Source organism: Streptomyces canus, assembly GCF_001514145.1.
Classification (GTDB): domain Bacteria; phylum Actinomycetota; class Actinomycetes; order Streptomycetales; family Streptomycetaceae; genus Streptomyces; species Streptomyces canus.
Window position 1 is genome coordinate 129,697 of the sequence record NZ_KQ948671.1, and the last position, 15,598, is coordinate 145,294.

Consider the following 15,598-nt stretch of genomic DNA (forward strand, 5'->3'; position numbering starts at 1 on the left):
GCGTTCGCCGGGGCGGGCCCGTCGCATTCGCCACCGGTCGCCCGCAACTCGCGGGCGGCTCGGCGGTCCAGGCCGTGCCGATCCCGAAGTCACGGCTCAGGCCCCGCCGTCACCATCCCTGCCGCTCGGCCCACGTGCTCACCGGGATGACGTTCCGGGCCGCCCGGTTCAGGTGGTGCTGACCACCACCGTCTTGGCCGCCTTGTCGTGCAGGCCCTGCTTGTAGGGCTTGTCGAAGTAGCTCCAGCCGCCCGCGATGGCGGTCCAGATGCAGGCGCAGCAGAACGCGAACGGGATCCACAGCACCGCCGAGCGGATCAGCGTGCTCTGCGTGGAGGGCGTGGAGCCGTTGTCGAGGTTCGCCACCCGCATGCCGAGCCACTTCTTGCCGAGCGTCTGCCCGGACCGGGAGATCATGACGGTGTCGTAGGCGATGTAGAGCACCGCGGCGAGCGCCGACTGGGCGAGCGACTTGCCGTACTGCATGTCGTCGCTGTCGACGTTGTACTCGCTGACCCCGACGCCCCAGGTGATCAGCCAGACGACGACGGCCACCATGATCATGTCGATGATCCGGGCGAGCGTGCGCCGGCCGCTGGGTGCCAGTGGTGGCATGCCGGCCAGCGGGTCGGCGGGGCCACCCCCGTACGGGTCACCGCCGCCGTACGGGTCACCGCCGCCGGGGCTTCCGCCGTACGGCGGCGGCGTGCTGTACGGCGATCCCGAGCCCTCGGCAGGCGGGGGCTGCTTCCTGAACGGGTCGTCATCCGGCGGCTGCTGTCCGGAGCCGGGAGGCGGTTCACTGCTCATGGCCCGAGTCGACCGCGAACCTCCCGGCTCCGCATCCGACGGGCGGCCGTCCGGGCTACCGAATCCCGTACGCCGTTCGCGGGACCGGCTCAGCCCGCCACGAACGTATGCGCCGCCTTGTCGTGCCAGCACTGGCGCCACGGCCGGTCGAACAGACACCACGCGACGCCCACGAGACCGATTCCGAGCAGGCCGGGCACGCTGTAGACCAGCCAGCGGCGCAGGGCACCCGCGAAGGACGGGGGCTCGTGGCCCTCGATGTCCCGCACCTCCAGGCCGAGCAGCTTCTTGCCGAGGGTGCGGCCCCACTTGGCGGTGGGCAGCGCCTCGTACAGGGCACCGGCGACGAGGAGCACGGCGACCACGATGCCGAGGTACACCGACGTGGTGCCGTCCAGCAGCCAGACCGTCACGGTCTCGCCGGACAGCTTGGCCGCGTCGACCTTCTCGTTGATGTGGTCGGCCGCCCTGGTGCCGAGGGGGACGGCGGCGACGGCGGTCACGGCGCCGACGACGAGGGTGTCGAGGAGGCGTGCGGCCAGGCGCTTGCCGAGGCCGGCGGGCCTGGCGGAGGCCTGGCGGCGGGCGGCCGCCTGGAAGATGTCCTCGACCGGCGGCTTCCAGGGGGCGGGCTGCTCCTCGTCGGGCCCGGCCAGGCGGTGCACCTGCTGGGCCCAGGAGGGCTGACCGCCACCGGGGCCCGGGCTCATGGGAGTGGCGGGGGGCTGGGCTCCGGGGGCTCCGGCGGCCTGCTGCGGGACGCCTTGCTGGGGCACGCCCGGAGGGGCCGTCTGCGGGCCGGAGGCGGGGGTGGACTGCTGCGGGCCGGAGAGGGGGGCGGAAGCGGCGGAGGCGGGGCCCTGGGGGCCTGCGGCACCGGTCGCCGCGGCACGATCGGCGGCGGCCTTGCCGGCACCGAAGCCGGGGCCCTGAGGGCCGGCGGGGGCGCCGGCGCTGTTGGTCGCGGCGGGCTGGGCGCCCGCGGCGCCGGCCGGGCCCGAGTGCGCGGGCCCCGGTGTGCTCGCGTTCTGCGCCCCGGGCCCCCCGCTCTGCTCCGCCGTGCGCGGGGAGACCGCGCGGAACTTCATGGTCCCGTCGTCGGACTGCTGAGCGGCTCCCGCTCCCCCGGACCCGGCCGTGGGCCGGCGGAAGACACGCGTGCCGCCGTCCTCGTCCGGCTCGGCGGGCGGGATCGTCGCGGTGCCGTCGGTACGGGCGGCCTGCCCGTCCGGCCGGCCCGGGGAGGCACCGGCCACCCTCGGGTCGGCGCCCCGCGGACCACCCTGATGCGGTACACCCTGCCGAGCACCCTGGGATCCGCCCGTCCCGCCCTGCTGACCGCCGTGTGCGGCCCCCTGGGGCTGACCTCCCTGCGGCGGTACCTGCTGGGCACCCTGCTGAGCCTGCGCGTGGTCCTGCGGGGACCCCCACGACACCCGGCGGTCCTGGTCGCCGCCGAAGCCGCCCTGGTGGTTCCGGTCGGCGCCCCACGCGGACGCGGGTTCGGGGCGGCTGCCGTGCTGGGTGTCGGGGTGCGGGGCTGCCTCGGCGGGGTCCTCGTCGAAGAAGTGCGGGCCCGTCTCCTCCATCGGAGCGGATGCGGGGCCGCCGCCCGCCGGTGGCGCGAGCGGTTCGCCGGCCGCAGGGGCGGGACGGCTGGTGCCCGGTACCCAGGAGGAACCGTTCCAGTAACGGACATATCCAGGAATGGACGGGTCCGGGTAATAGCCCTCGCGGGGCCTGTCGTCACCGGGTGCCGGGGTTGGGGCGCTCATGTCCGTCGTCCCGTATCTGCTCGGGGGTCAATAGAGGGGGCTACACATCTATCAGACCGGCGCAAGACCCACCGCCAGTCCCACCGGACCCACCCCTTTTGAGCACGACCTGACACCGGCCGTGATACCGACCGCAACGCCGACCGCGATACGGCCGGAAAAAGTTCGCCGAACTCGCGTAATGATCCCGGCCCCTCCCCCCTCTCCACTCGTACGGGCCCGCCGCAGGACCCGGACGAGAGCCGAGAGAGGAACGAACGCCATGCACCGCACGGTGGTAGAGCGCGAACTGGAGCTCACACTCATCCTGTCGCCCGAGCGCGGCATCCCGGTCCCGGCCCGCCTGGGCTACCGCAGCGACGACCCCTTCGCCGTCCACGTCACCTTCCACATCGGTTCGGACCACCCCGTCCACTGGACCTTCGCCCGCGAACTCCTCGTGGAGGGGGTGTTCCGCCCGTGCGGGCACGGGGACGTGCGGGTGTGGCCGACGAAGGTCGCGGGCCGCGGCGTCGTCCTGATGGCGCTGAGCTCGCCCGACGGCGACGCCCTTCTGGAGGCCCCGGCCGCACAGGTCTCGTCCTGGCTGGAGCGCACGCTGAGGGTGGTCCCCCCGGGCTCCGAGGCGGAGCAGCTCGGTATCGACGACGGCCTCGCCGAACTGCTGGCCCCGACCCCGGCCGACGACCTCTGGCTGGGCGACCCCTGGCCAGGCGACGCATCGGCGGACGAAGGGGAGTGAGCGACCGCAACCATCAATTGAGGAACCACAACGGCGACCAGCCAGGTCCGCGAGAGCGGCGGCGGTTCAGCCGCAAAGAACAGTCAGAACAGCTTGCCCGGGTTCAGGATCCCCAGCGGGTCGAAGACCCCCTTCACCGCCCGCTGCATCTCCACCCCCACCGGGCCGATCTCCCGCGCCAGCCACTCCTTCTTCAGTACGCCCACCCCGTGCTCCCCGGTGATCGTGCCGCCGAGCTCCAGGCCGAGGGCCATGATCTCGTCGAAGGACTCACGGGCGCGCCGGGACTCGTCGGGGTCGGCCGCGTCGAAGCAGACCGTGGGGTGGGTGTTGCCGTCCCCCGCGTGGGCGACGACACCGATGGTGAGCTGGTGTTTCTCGGCGATCCGCTCGGTCCCTTCGAGTAGCTCGCCGAGCCTGGAGCGGGGCACGCACACGTCGTCGATCATCGTGGTGCCCTTGACCGCTTCGAGCGCGGTGAGGGAGAGCCTGCGGGCCTGGAGGAGCAGTTCCGACTCGGCCGCGTCGTCGGCCGGGACGACCTGCGAGGCGCCCGCCGCCTCGCACAGCGCGCCGACCGCCGCGAGGTCGGCCGCCGGGTCCGTGGTGTCGAAGGCCGCGAGGAGGAGGGCCTCCGTGGTCTCCGGGAGTCCCATGTGCGCCAGGTCGTTGACTGCCTTGACCGTCGTACGGTCCATCAGTTCGAGGAGGGACGGCACGTGCCCGCCCTCCATGATCCGGCACACCGCGTCGCAGGCGGCGGCCCCGGAGGCGAACTCGGCGGCGAGGACCAGCTGCTCGGGCGGCTTCGGCCGGAGCGCCAGGGTCGCCCGTACGACGATGCCGAGCGAGCCCTCGGAGCCGACGAAGAGGCGGGTCATGTCGTATCCGGCGACGCCCTTGGCGGTACGGCGGCCCGTGGACATGAGCCGCCCGTCGGCAAGGACGACGTCCAGTCCGAGGACGTACTCCGCCGTCACCCCGTACTTCACACAGCACAGCCCGCCGGACGCGGTGCCGATGTTGCCGCCGATCGTGCACATCTCCCAGCTGGAGGGGTCCGGCGGGTAGTAGAGGCCGAGTTCGTTCACCGCGCGGGAGAGGGTCGCGTTGACGACGCCGGGTTCGACGACGGCGATGCGGTCGACCGGGTTGATCTCCAGGATCCGGTCCATCTTCGTCAGGGACAGCACGATGCAGCCGTCGGAGGCGTTGGCCGCGCCCGACAAGCCCGTGCGGGCGCCCTGGGGGACGACCGGGACGCGCAGTTCGCTGGCGATGCGCATGACGTGCTGGACCTGCTCGACCGTGCGCGGCAGGACGACCACGGCGGGGGTGCCGGCCGGGCAGAAGCTCGCCATGTCGTTGGCGTAGGAGACCGTGACGTCCGGGTCGGCGAGGACGGCCTCGGCGGGCAGATCGCTCAGCAGACGGTCGACGAGGTTGCCGGTGACCTCGTCGCGGGGGGCTTCGATACGGCTCATGATCACAGCGTCGCACCGGGGGCCATCGGTGTGAACCCCACCAGCGCCGACTGCCGAGCGTCGGAGTGTGGTCGTCGTATTGACGCACAGTGAGCGCCATGGAGAACCAAGCCACGGAGAACCGCCGGGCCCGGCTGCACGGGCGTGTGGTGCCGGCCGCGGTCGCGGGCTGCGCGGTGCTCGGTACGGCGCTGATGCTGCTGCCCCCGGAGCGGACGGCGCCCCGCTCGCCAGCCCCGGCCCCGGGTGCCCAGGCGCTGTCGGCGGTCGCCGCCGGGGTGCCGGCCGCGCTGCCCGACCTGGCGGCGTTGATCGGTGAGCGGGAGAGCCATCTGCGCCGGTATCCCGAGGACGCCGAGTCGTGGGCGGTGCTGGGGACGGCGTACGTCGAGCAGGCGCGGCGGACGGCCGACACGGCGTTCTACGCGAAGGCCGACGGCTCGCTGCGGACGTCCTTGGAGGTACGCAGGAACGCGGCGGCCCTCGGTGGTCTGGCCGTCCTCGCGAACGCGCGCCGGGACTTCCGTACCGCGCTGACCTGGGGTGAGGCGGCGCGGGAGCTGGAGCCGAAGCGGTGGACGACGTATCCGGCGCTGATCGACGCGTACACGGGGCTCGGGGACTACAAGGCGGCTCATGGGGCGCTGGAGCGGCTGTTGGATCTGCGGTCGGGGCCTGCGGTGCGGGCGCGGGCGGCGGCCGTGTACCGGGACCGGGGCTGGCGCGAGGACGCGGCGGCCCAGCTGGCCGACGCGGCGGCGGGGGCGCGGGCGCCGGCCGAGCGGGCCGAGTATCTGGAGCGGGCCGGGCAGCTCGCCTGGGAGCGCGGCGACCGCGAGGACGCGCTGCGGCACTTCCAGGAGGCGGTCCGTATCGACCCCGACCAGTGGGCCGCGCAGGCCGGGCAGGGGCGGGTTCTTGCCGCGCTGGGCCGCACGACGGAGGCCCTGAACGCCTACCGGATCGCCCTCGCGAAGCAGCCGTTGCCGCAGTACGCCCTGGAGCTGGGCGAGTTGTACGAGTCGCTGGGGCTCGGGCAGGCGGCCCGGGTGCAGTACGACCTGCTGCTGGCGAGGGTGCGGAGCGCTTCTGCGTCCGGGGCGGACGAGGAGCTGGTTCTCGGGCAGTTCGAGGCGGACCACGGGGACCCGGCTTCCGCCGTACGGCGGCTCAGGGCCGAGTGGCGACGGCAGCCGGCGATCGCGGTGGCGGACGCGCTGGGGTGGGCGCTGCACCGGGCGGGGGAGGACCGGGAGGCCCTGCGGTACGCCCGGATCGCGACGGACAAGGCGCACGGGGGCGGGATGCGCAGCGCGCTGTACGCGTATCACCTGGGCATGATCGAGCGGGAGCTGGAGCAGCCCGCCCCCGCGCGCCGGCATCTCCAGGAGGCCCTGCGGATCAACCCCTACTTCTCGCCCTCGCGGGTGCGGGCGGCACGGGAGGCGTTGGCGGCGCTGGGAGACGTGCCGGACCAGGACCTGCCGGTGGCGGACTCGAAGGCGGTCACAGCGGGGCCGTACCGATGAGGGCGTTCCTCGTCACCAGCGCCGCCAGTTCCTCCTCGTCCAGCCCTTCCGTGGCCTGGGGCCTGCGCGGCAGGACCATGTAGCGGGTCTCCGCGCTGGAGTCCCACACCACGACGTCCACGGAGTCGGGCAGGGTGAGGCCGAACTCCCGCAGGACGGCACGGGGTTCGCGGACCACGCGGGAGCGGTAGGCCTCGGACTTGTACCAGCTGGGGGAGGGGCCGAGGAGGCGGAGCGGGTAGCAGGAGCACAGGGTGCAGACGATGACGTTGTGGACGGACTCGGTGTTCTCCACGACCCTCAGGCGCTGGTACGAGCCCTCCATGTGGCCGAGTTCCTGGACCGCCGCGGTGCCGTCCGCGAGCAGCCGGGCCCGGTAGGCGTCGTCGGTCCAGGCGCGCGCCACGACCCGTGCTCCGTTCGCCGGCGAGGACTCCGCGAGGAACGCGTCGATCGCCTCGTCCAGCCGCTCGCCGGTGATCAGCCCCTTCTCCTCCAGGAGGGTCTCCAGGCGCCGTACCCGGCGGGCGGTCGTCGCGTCGGTGTGGTGGTCACCGCTCATCTTGGCGGTCCTCCTCCAGGTAGCTCTCCCACAGGTCCAGTACGACGTGGTGGTCGCCCTCGCCCCACAGGTCACGGGCCGCGAAGCGGACGGCGTAGATCTGCTCGACGGGTGCGTCGCCGCGGCCTTGCGCGCTGATGTCGGGCAGTTCGTCGGGACCCTCCGGCTCGACGACCACGCCCCGCTTGCCGCGCGCGTAGCGGGGCAGGCGGGTGTGGTGCGGCGGGTCGTGGCGGAAGGTGCGGACCCGGGTGCCGGGCGGAAAGCGGTCGGGGGGCGCGTCAGTCATCGAGCTCACCCGGCTCGATCACGCCCTTGCGCTCCAGCAGCGAACAGATCGCCAGGAACCAGCGTTCGTAGTACGAGGTCGCCAGATAGTCCGCAGGCGGCATGGACTCGATCGCGTCCCGGAACTCGTTCGTGTTGAAGATCCCCTGTGCGCGCAGGGTGTTGTAGAGCCCGACCACCCGCGCCTCCCAGTCCGCGTGGAAGGGCTCGGTGTCGTCGGTGGTGTCGATCGCCCCGAAGCCCTGGGTGCCGCCCACGTCGTTGATCCTGGCCATGGGGCCAGCCTACGGGCGGCACGCGGAAAGGGGGCTTGCTAGAGGTTGCCCCGCTTCTCCTGCTCTCGTTCGATGGCCTCGAACAGGGCCTTGAAGTTGCCCTTTCCGAAGCCCATCGAGCCGTGCCGCTCGATGAGTTCGAAGAACACGGTCGGCTTGTCCTGGACCGGCTTGGTGAAGATCTGCAGCAGATAGCCGTCCTCGTCGCGGTCGGCGAGGATCTTCAACTCCCTGAGCGTGTCGACCGGTACCCGGGTGTCGCCGACCCACTCGCCGAGGGTGTCGTAGTAGGAGTCGGGGGTGTCGAGGAACTGGACTCCCGCCGCGCGCATGGTCCTCACGGTCTGCACGATGTCGTTGGTGTTCAGCGCGATGTGCTGGACGCCCGCGCCGCCGTAGAACTCCAGGTACTCGTCGATCTGGGACTTCTTCTTGGCGATGGCGGGCTCGTTGATCGGGAACTTCACCTTGAGCGTGCCGTCGGCCACGACCTTCGACATCAGCGCGCTGTACTCGGTGGCGATGTCGTCGCCCACGAACTCCTTCATGTTCGTGAAGCCCATGACCTTGTTGTAGAAGCCGACCCAGTCGTTCATCCGGCCGAGCTCGACGTTGCCGACGCAGTGGTCGACGGCCTGGAAGGTGCGGTGGGCGGGGGGTTCGACGATCGGGGCGGACGCGGTGTAGCCCGGGAGGTAGGGGCCGTCGTAGCCCGTGCGCTCGACCAGGGTGTGGCGGGTCTCGCCGTAGGTGGCGATCGCGGCGAGGACGACCGTGCCGTGCTCGTCCTTCAGCTCGTACGGCTCGGCCACCGAGCGGGCGCCGTGCTCGAGGGCGTAGGCGTAGGCGCGGCGGGCGTCCGGGACCTCGATGGCGAGGTCGATCACGCCATCGCCGTGCTCGGCCACGTGCTGGGCGAGGAAGTGGCCCCAGGGCGTGGCGGGCTTGATGACCGAGGTGAACACGAAACGGGCGGAGCCGTTCTCCAGCACGTACGAGGCGGTCTCGCGGCTGCCGTTCTCCGGCCCGGAGTAGGCCACGAGCCGCATGCCGAAGGCGGTCGAGTAGTAGTGCGCGGCCTGCTTGGCGTTGCCGACGGCGAAGACGACCGCGTCCATTCCCTTGACCGGGAAGGGGTCGGCCTGCCGGGCGGTGTCGGGAGTGTGGTGTGTGGTCTGCGTCATGCCCGAAGCCTGGCCCCGGTCTGCAAGGTGCGCAATAGTTTGTGTATTCACTGGGCAATCTGTTCAGCGATACGGCCGTGTGGGCGGCCTTTCTGTACAGGATGACCACTGGTCCGGGAGGCCGGCGTGGGGATCGACGAGCTGGACGGGCGGATCATCGTGCTCCTCGCGCGCGAACCGCGGATCGGGGTGCTGGAGATGTCCCGGCGGCTGGGAGTGGCCCGGGGGACCGTGCAGGCGCGGCTCGACCGGCTTCAGTCGAACGGAGTCATCCGGGGATTCGGCCCGCAGGTCGATCCGGCGGCGCTCGGCTACCCGGTGACCGCGTTCGCCACGCTCCAGATCCGGCAGGGGCAAGGGGCCGACGTACGGGCGCACTTGGCGACCGTGCCGGAGGTCCTGGAGCTGCACACCACCACCGGCAGCGGGGACATGCTGTGCCGCCTGGTGGCCCGGTCCAACGCCGATCTCCAACGTGTGATCGACCGGGTTGTCGGTTTCGATGGGATCGTCCGGGCCGCCACCGCGATCGTCATGGAGAACCCCGTTCCGCTGCGGATCATCCCGCTGGTGGAACAGGCGGCGGAGGACTCGGCGAGGACCTGACCGCGACCGTGGGGTGAGCCGTGTGAGCTTCTGGGAGTACCTCGGCAACCGCCACCAGCAGCTGCTCACGGACGCCTACCAGCACGCGAGCGTCGTCTTCCAGTGCATGGTCGTGGCGACGGTGATCGGGGTGCTGATCGGGGTCGTGACCTATCGGAGCGGGTGGGGAGTCAAACTCGCCACCATGGCCACCTCGACGCTTCTGACCATCCCCTCGCTCGCCATGATCGGTCTGCTCGTCCCGGCCGTGGGGCTCGGCGTACCGCCCACGGTGATCGCTCTGACGCTGTACGGGCTGCTGCCCGTCGTGCGCAACGCGATCGTCGGGCTGCGCGGGGTCGATCCCTCGCTGGTGGACGCGGCCAGGGGCATCGGGATGTCCCGGGTGATGCGGCTGGTACGGGTCGAGCTGCCGCTCGCCTGGCCGCCGGTCCTGACCGGGATCCGGGTCTCGACCCAGATGCTGATGGGCATCGCCGCGATCGCCGCCTACGCCTCCGGACCCGGCCTCGGCAACGAGATCTTCCGCGGCATCGCCTCCCTGGGCAGCAGGAACGCGCTCAACCAGGTGCTCGCCGGCACGCTCGGGATCATCGTCCTGGCCCTCCTGTTCGATGGCGCGTACGTCCTCATCGGACGGCTGACCATTCCGAGGGGGATCCGTGCCTGAGAGGTCCGGCGCATCGGGTGCGTCCATCGAGCTGGAGAACCTGGCCAAGAGGTATCCCGGCACTCCGCGGCCCGCCGTCGACAACGTGACCATGGAGATCAAGGCGGGCGAGCTCGTCGTCCTCGTCGGGCCGTCCGGATGCGGCAAGTCGACGACACTCAAGATGATCAACAGGTTGATCGAGCCCACCGGTGGGCGGATCCGGATCAACGGTGAGGATGTGACCGGCATCGATCCGGTCACGCTGCGCCGCAAGGTGGGCTATGCGATCCAGTCGGCCGGTCTCTTCCCGCACATGACGGTCGCGCAGAACATCGCGCTCGTGCCGAAGATGATCGGCTGGGGGAAGGGCCGGATCAAGGACCGCGTGGAGGAGCTGCTCGACCTCGTCGGGCTCGACCCCGGGGAGTTCCACGGCCGCTATCCACGCGGGCTCTCCGGTGGCCAGCAGCGGCGGGTGGGGCTGGCGAGGGCGTTGGCGGCCGATCCCCCCGTCCTGCTGATGGACGAGCCGTTCGGTGCGGTCGACCCGATCACCCGCGACCATCTCCAGGACGAGCTGATCAGGCTCCAGCACGAGCTGCACAAGACGATCGTCTTCGTCACCCAGGACGTCGACGAGGCGATCAAGCTCGGTGACCGGATCGCCGTTCTGCGCGAACGGTCCCCCATCGCCCAGTTCGACACCCCCGAGGCCATCCTGACCAACCCGGCGGACGACTACGTGTCCGGTTTCGTCGGGGCCGGGGCGGCGCTGAAACGGCTGAACCTCACCCGCGTACGGGACGTGAAGATCACCGACTGTCCGACGGTGACCGTCGACGACCCCGTCCAGGAGATCTTCAACAAGCTCCGGGGCAGCGGCACGAACGAGATCCTGCTGCTCGACCGGCACGGACGGCCGTACAAGTGGCTGCGGCGCGGCGACATGATGCGCGCCAAGGGGTCGCCGGCCCGGGCCGGGACGCTGGTGAGCGACACGCTGAGCAGGGACGCGACGCTGCGGGACGCGCTGGAGGCCGTGCTGACCGACACGGCGGGACGGGTCGCGGTGACCGGGCGGCGCGGTGAGTACACGGGGGTCGTCGACATGGAGACGCTCATGAGCTCCGTGCAGGACCTTCTGGAGGCCGACCGGCTGGAGGTCATGGAGCACCAGCACGCGCCGGAGGAGATCCGGGCCGCCCAGACGCACGCAGAGCAGGAGGGGGCGTGACGAGCCCCGAGCTGGAGATGCCGGAGGCGGTCGAACCGGAGGAGACCGTGGAACCGGAAGTGACGGTCGAACCGGAGGAGACCGAGGCCCCTCCCCCGCCGGACCCGCCCACCAGGGGGGTGACCTGGCAGAAGCTGACCTTTCTGCCCGCGTTCCTGATCGCCGTCCTGCTCGCGACCTGGCTGTGGTTCGAGCAGGCCGACCTGGACCCGATCTCCGAGGACGCGCTGTCGAACGGGCAGGTGTCCAAGGCCCTGTGGCAGCAGGTGGAGCTGACGGTGATCTCGACGTTCTTCGTGCTGATCATCGCGATCCCGCTGGGGATCATGCTGACCCGAAGGGCCTTCCAGAAGGCGAGCCCGGTGGTGATGGCGTTCGCCGACATGGGCCGGGCGACCCCGGTGATCGGTCTGCTGGCCCTGCTCGTGATCTGGCTGGGCGCGGGCATGAAGGCGGCCCTGATCGGCATGGTCGTCTACGCCGTCCTGCCGGTCCTGTCGAACACGATCGCGGGCCTGAAGCGGAACGACCCGACCCTGCTCGAGGCGGCACGGGGCATCGGGATGTCGTCCATGGAGGTGCTGTCACGCGTCGAACTCCCGCTGGCCGTCCCGCTGATCCTCGCGGGCGTCCGCACGGCCCTCGTCCTCAACGTCGGTACGGCGACCCTCGCGACCTTCGGCGGGGGCGGCGGCCTTGGCGTCCTGATCACGACCGGCATCACCACCCAGCGGATGCCGGTGCTGATGCTCGGCTCGATCCTCACGGTCACGCTGGCCCTGCTGGTCGACTGGCTGGCCTCGTTGGCCGAACTGCTGCTCAGGCCGCGGGGGTTGTGAAGCAGGGCGGGCCGTCGCCGGGACGCGGTCACCAAGGAGACGTGGATACAAAGAACCTGTTGCAAAGAACTCTTTGCAACGCTATCTTTGTACGCATGCCGGAAGAGCCCAACGTACGGAAACTCGACGCCCGTTCACTGCGCGGGCTGGCCCATCCCCTGCGGATGCAGCTGCTGGACGCCCTGCGCCACGGCGGTCCCGCCACCGCGTCCCAACTCGCCGAGAAACTGGGCGAGTCGAGCGGCGCCACCAGCTACCACCTGCGCCAGCTGGCCGCACACGGCTTCGTGGAGGACGCCCCGGAGCGCGGCAAGGGGCGGGAACGCTGGTGGAAGGCGGTCCACAAGGGGCTGAGCTTCGACGACGCCCTGCTCACCGATAGCGATCCGGCCGTGCGCGGAGCCGCCGACATGTACCTCCACGAGGTCGCCACCGCCCAGATCCAGAACCTCTCCAACTGGCTGGGCGAGCGCGCCACCTGGCCCGAGGAGTGGAACCGCGTCTGGGACATGAGCAGCGCGACGCTACGCCTGACCCCCGAGCTGACCAAAGAACTCATCGAGAAGATGCACGCCCTGGTCGACACCTACCGCGACCGGCCCACCACCGGAGACAACGCGGCCCAGGTACGCATCCACACGCACGCCTTCCCGATCACCACGGACTGAAAGGGCTTCGCCATGCACCCCGAGACCCACCTCGCCCTGCACCACCTCCACGCCGCCGACCTCCGCGCCGCCGACCTCCGTGCCGAGGCCGACGCGCACCGCCTCGCCGTCCAGGCCAAGCGGCCGTACGCCATCAGGACCCGGCTCGGCTGGACCCTGGTGGAGGTCGGCCTCCGGCTGGCCTCTCCCGGGCCGGCTCTCGCGCACTAGCAGGCAGGGACGGACCCCTTACCCGACTCCAGTGCGGTCAGCGCACTCACCGCCCCCTTCAGGGACGTCACCGGGATCAGCCGCAGCCCCTTCGGCAGCTCCGCCTTCGCGTCGGAGCACTCCTCCTCGGGGACCAGGAACACCGTCGCCCCGTCCCGCTTCGCGGCCTGCGTCTTCAGTGCCACTCCGCCCACCGCGCCGACCGTCCCGTCCGCGTCGATCGTCCCCGTCCCGGCGATGGTGCGGCCGCCCGTGAGGTCGCCCCCGGCGCCGTCACCGTTCAGCTTGTCGATGATCCCCAGGGTGAACAGCAGCCCCGCGCTCGGCCCGCCCACGTCCGCGAGCTTCAGCGTGACCTTGACCTTGTCGTCCCCGAGCTTGAGGTAGTTCAGGGCCGCCTCGGTCGCCGCGTCCTGGGACTCCTTCATCTGCGCGGTGTTGTGCTTCTCGATCTCCTTGACGCTCTGCCCGCTCGGGTAGACCGCGTCGTGGGGCATGACCGCCCGGTCGGTGCTGAACCAGCTGTCGAAGACGTCACCGAGCGAGACATGGGTGTCGGGCCCGGTCGCCTCGATGGTCGTCATCCGCAGCTGCCCGCTCGTCGCACGCGTCTTCGCCCCGGAGATCGTGATCACCTCCGCGCCCTTGTTCTCGCCGAGCACGTTCGCCGTCATCCCGGGCTGCGCCAGCGCGAACGGCAGCGGCGCGAAGAGGGCCATGGCGACCAGTGCCACGACGGGCAGGGCACAGACGGCGACGGCCTGGGGGCGCGTGAGGCGAGAGAGCACGGGATCAATCTAACGCGGGGGTCACTTCCGGCCACGAGCCGGTCAGCCCCCGTACAGGTCCCGCCTCGCGCGCGTGAAGCGCCGTAGGACGTCCGGCAGCGGTTCGACGCCGATGCCGGGCGTCCGCGGCACCGGCAGGTGGCCGTCCACCAGGACGAACGGCTCGGTGATGTCCTCCGCGAAGTAGCGGGCGGAGGCAGAGGTGTCGCCGGGGAGCGTGAAGCCGGGCAGGGCGGCCAGGGCGAGGTTCGGGGCGCGGCCGATTCCCGTCTCCAGCATGCCGCCGCACCACACCGGCACGCCGTGCGCGCGGGCCACGTCGTGGATGCGGCGTGCCTCCAGATAGCCGCCCACGCGCGCGGGCTTGATGTTCACGACCCGGCACGCGTCCATCGCGATGGCGGCGGCGGTGTCCCGGGCGTTGTGCAGGGACTCGTCGAGGCAGACGGGGGTGGCGATACGGCTCTGGAGGCGCGCGTGACCGTACAGGTTGTTCTCGTCCAAAGGCTCCTCGATCAGCAGCAGCCCGAACTCGTCGAGCCGCCGCAGGTGTTCCGCGTCCGCGAGGGTGTACGCCGTGTTGGCGTCGACCTGGAGGGGCAGTGCGGCGCCGAAGCGCTCGCGCACGGCCCGTACCGGCTCGACGTCCCAGCCCGGTTCGATCTTCAGCTTGATCCGGACGTACCCCTCGGCGAGATACCGCTCGACATCGTCCAGCAGTTCCGGCACGGAGTCCTTGATCCCCACCGACACCCCCGCGGGCACCCGCTCGCGCACCGCGCCGAGATACACCGCCAGCGGCATGCCGTACGAGCGCAGCTCCGCGTCGAGGACGGCCGTCTCCAGGGCCGCCTTCGCCAGTTCGTGCCCCTTGATCCCGCTGACGGCGGGCCCGACCAGCGCTGCCGTGAGCGTGGGCAGTGTTGCCACCCTCGGCACCAGGAAGTCCCGCAGCACGAGCTCCGCGCCCGCCACGAACTCCGAGCAGTACCGCGGCTGCGGGTCGGCGGCGAACTCCGACCAGCCCTCGGCGGTGTCCGTGACGACGTGCAGCAGGAAGGTGTCCTTCGTCGTCATCGTGCCGAAAGAGGTGCGGAAGGGGCTGACGAGCGGGATCGCCACATGGACGACCTCGACGCGTTCGAGTTTCATACGGTGCCTTCCTCGTCGTTCTCGCGGGTGAGCGTGTACCAGCCGTCGCGCGACATCCCGGTCGCCCGGAACCCCTGCCCGAAGGCCTCCGTGAACACCTCGCGCACGGCCCGCCGCCAGCGCAGCGCGAGCGCCGGGTCGGCGGCCCGCAGCTTGACGACGTCGTCCGGGACCCGGCACCAGACGTGCAGGTCGGCGAGGTCGCGGCGGGCGAGCGTTCCTCCGTCGGGGCCCCGGTGGGTGGCGGGCGCGGCCTCGCGCTCCCCCGGGTCGTACGGCTGTCCCGGCGCCACCAGGTCCCAGGTCACCGTCAGCCGGTCGCTCTCGTCGCCGTCGTTCACGCCGTCCCTCATGGGGCCGTAGAAATCGACGACGTACTCGGTGCCGACCGCGCCCAGCTTCGCCAGGTTGAAGCGGGCGTTGCGGGCGACCAGCGGGTCGAAGGTCCAGCGCATGGTGCGGACGCCGAGGCCGAGCGCCCAGTCCCGCTGCGCCTGCTTCACCTGCTGTCCGAGCCCGGGCTCCGCGGCGGCGACCAGGGAGTACACCTCCTGCGAGCCCGGCGGCCCGAACACTGCGGCGCAGGCCCCGGCGAGGCGTTCACCGTCGTACGCGGCGTGCACCGCGCCGCCCGCGTGGACCAGGCTGCGCAGCACCTCGGCCGGATAGGGCGGAGCGGTGCGCGGGGTCCGCCACACCTCGCCGAAATACGCGCTGACGGCACCGAGGCCGGCGACGTCGTGGACGGTACGGATACTCACTCCGGTCATGTGCCGAGTCTCCGGCCCGGACGGCCGCCC

General features: G+C 71.4%; 18 protein-coding genes. 8 read left to right on the forward strand and 10 right to left on the reverse strand.

All coding sequences use genetic code 11. The features are described 5' to 3' along the window. Positions 1–168 precede the first annotated feature (168 nt). On the reverse strand, positions 169–810 hold the full coding sequence (locus AQJ46_RS38970) for an RDD family protein (protein ID WP_059210072.1): 642 nt from the start codon (positions 808–810) through the stop codon (positions 169–171). Positions 811–899: 89 nt separating this feature from the next. Beyond that, positions 900–2,585 carry an RDD family protein gene (locus tag AQJ46_RS38975; protein ID WP_059210073.1) on the reverse strand — a complete coding sequence of 562 codons (1,686 nt, stop codon included), beginning with the start codon at positions 2,583–2,585 and terminating at the stop codon, positions 900–902. A 262-nt stretch (positions 2,586–2,847) separates the two neighbouring features. Between AQJ46_RS38975 and AQJ46_RS38980 the strand changes: the two genes are divergently transcribed. Beyond that, complete coding sequence (locus AQJ46_RS38980; RefSeq protein WP_059210074.1) at positions 2,848–3,327, forward strand: SsgA family sporulation/cell division regulator; 480 nt, start codon at positions 2,848–2,850, stop codon at positions 3,325–3,327. An 83-nt stretch (positions 3,328–3,410) separates the two neighbouring features. Here AQJ46_RS38980 and AQJ46_RS38985 read toward each other — a convergent pair whose 3' ends face one another. Further along, positions 3,411–4,817, reverse strand: coding sequence for an FAD-binding oxidoreductase (locus AQJ46_RS38985; protein ID WP_059210075.1), 1,407 nt, complete (start codon positions 4,815–4,817; stop codon positions 3,411–3,413). A gap of 92 nt (positions 4,818–4,909) precedes the next feature. On the opposite strand from AQJ46_RS38985, the gene AQJ46_RS38990 reads away from it, so the two are divergent. After that, a complete protein-coding gene (locus tag AQJ46_RS38990; protein ID WP_059210076.1) occupies positions 4,910–6,340 on the forward strand; it encodes a tetratricopeptide repeat protein in 1,431 nt (476 codons plus the stop codon). On the opposite strand, the gene nthA is transcribed toward AQJ46_RS38990, so the two are convergent. The 4 genes from nthA to hppD are packed head-to-tail and all read right to left on the reverse strand — an operon-like array spanning position 6,318 to position 8,649. After that, a complete protein-coding gene (gene nthA, locus AQJ46_RS38995; RefSeq protein WP_059210077.1) occupies positions 6,318–6,902 on the reverse strand; it encodes a nitrile hydratase subunit alpha in 585 nt (194 codons plus the stop codon). The genes AQJ46_RS38990 and nthA overlap by 23 nt on opposite strands. Then, on the reverse strand, positions 6,892–7,191 hold the full coding sequence (locus AQJ46_RS39000; protein ID WP_059210078.1) for an SH3-like domain-containing protein: 300 nt from the start codon (positions 7,189–7,191) through the stop codon (positions 6,892–6,894). The genes nthA and AQJ46_RS39000 overlap by 11 nt, the downstream gene beginning before the upstream one ends. After that, entirely contained in the window at positions 7,184–7,465 is a 282-nt protein-coding gene (locus AQJ46_RS39005; RefSeq protein WP_057610845.1) for an SH3-like domain-containing protein, read from the reverse strand. The genes AQJ46_RS39000 and AQJ46_RS39005 overlap by 8 nt, the downstream gene beginning before the upstream one ends. Positions 7,466–7,503: 38 nt before the next feature. Beyond that, the gene (hppD, locus tag AQJ46_RS39010; protein ID WP_059210079.1) at positions 7,504–8,649 is read right to left on the reverse strand and encodes a 4-hydroxyphenylpyruvate dioxygenase; all 1,146 of its coding nucleotides are present in this window, start codon (positions 8,647–8,649) and stop codon (positions 7,504–7,506) included. A gap of 126 nt (positions 8,650–8,775) precedes the next feature. Here hppD and AQJ46_RS39015 point away from each other — a divergent pair, with 126 nt between their 5' ends. The 6 genes from AQJ46_RS39015 (at position 8,776) to AQJ46_RS39040 (ending at position 12,858) form a co-directional block, all read left to right on the forward strand. Continuing rightward, positions 8,776–9,255: an Lrp/AsnC family transcriptional regulator gene (locus AQJ46_RS39015; RefSeq protein ID WP_057610843.1), complete on the forward strand. Its 480-nt coding sequence runs from the start codon at positions 8,776–8,778 to the stop codon at positions 9,253–9,255. A 22-nt stretch (positions 9,256–9,277) separates the two neighbouring features. Next, complete coding sequence (locus tag AQJ46_RS39020; protein WP_059210080.1) at positions 9,278–9,925, forward strand: ABC transporter permease; 648 nt, start codon at positions 9,278–9,280, stop codon at positions 9,923–9,925. Beyond that, the gene (locus tag AQJ46_RS39025) at positions 9,918–11,141 is read left to right on the forward strand and encodes a betaine/proline/choline family ABC transporter ATP-binding protein (RefSeq protein WP_059210081.1); all 1,224 of its coding nucleotides are present in this window, start codon (positions 9,918–9,920) and stop codon (positions 11,139–11,141) included. The genes AQJ46_RS39020 and AQJ46_RS39025 overlap by 8 nt, the downstream gene beginning before the upstream one ends. 17 nt (positions 11,142–11,158) lie before the next feature. Continuing rightward, entirely contained in the window at positions 11,159–11,980 is an 822-nt protein-coding gene (locus AQJ46_RS39030) for an ABC transporter permease (protein ID WP_059210155.1), read from the forward strand. Between the two features lie 95 nt (positions 11,981–12,075). Next, complete coding sequence (locus AQJ46_RS39035) at positions 12,076–12,648, forward strand: ArsR/SmtB family transcription factor (RefSeq protein ID WP_059210082.1); 573 nt, start codon at positions 12,076–12,078, stop codon at positions 12,646–12,648. A gap of 12 nt (positions 12,649–12,660) precedes the next feature. Then, positions 12,661–12,858, forward strand: coding sequence for a hypothetical protein (locus AQJ46_RS39040; RefSeq protein WP_059210083.1), 198 nt, complete (start codon positions 12,661–12,663; stop codon positions 12,856–12,858). On the opposite strand, the gene AQJ46_RS39045 is transcribed toward AQJ46_RS39040, so the two are convergent. The 3 genes from AQJ46_RS39045 to AQJ46_RS39055 are packed head-to-tail and all read right to left on the reverse strand — an operon-like array spanning position 12,855 to position 15,568. Further along, entirely contained in the window at positions 12,855–13,646 is a 792-nt protein-coding gene (locus tag AQJ46_RS39045) for a S16 family serine protease (protein ID WP_059210084.1), read from the reverse strand. The two genes, AQJ46_RS39040 and AQJ46_RS39045, sit on opposite strands and share 4 nt — an antisense overlap. 42 nt (positions 13,647–13,688) lie before the next feature. Then, positions 13,689–14,798 (reverse strand): o-succinylbenzoate synthase, encoded by a 1,110-nt coding sequence (menC, locus tag AQJ46_RS39050; protein WP_059210085.1) that lies wholly within the window; start codon positions 14,796–14,798, stop codon positions 13,689–13,691. Continuing rightward, on the reverse strand, positions 14,795–15,568 hold the full coding sequence (locus AQJ46_RS39055) for a hypothetical protein (RefSeq protein ID WP_059210086.1): 774 nt from the start codon (positions 15,566–15,568) through the stop codon (positions 14,795–14,797). Before AQJ46_RS39055 ends, menC begins: the two co-directional genes overlap by 4 nt. Positions 15,569–15,598: the final 30 nt, after the last annotated feature.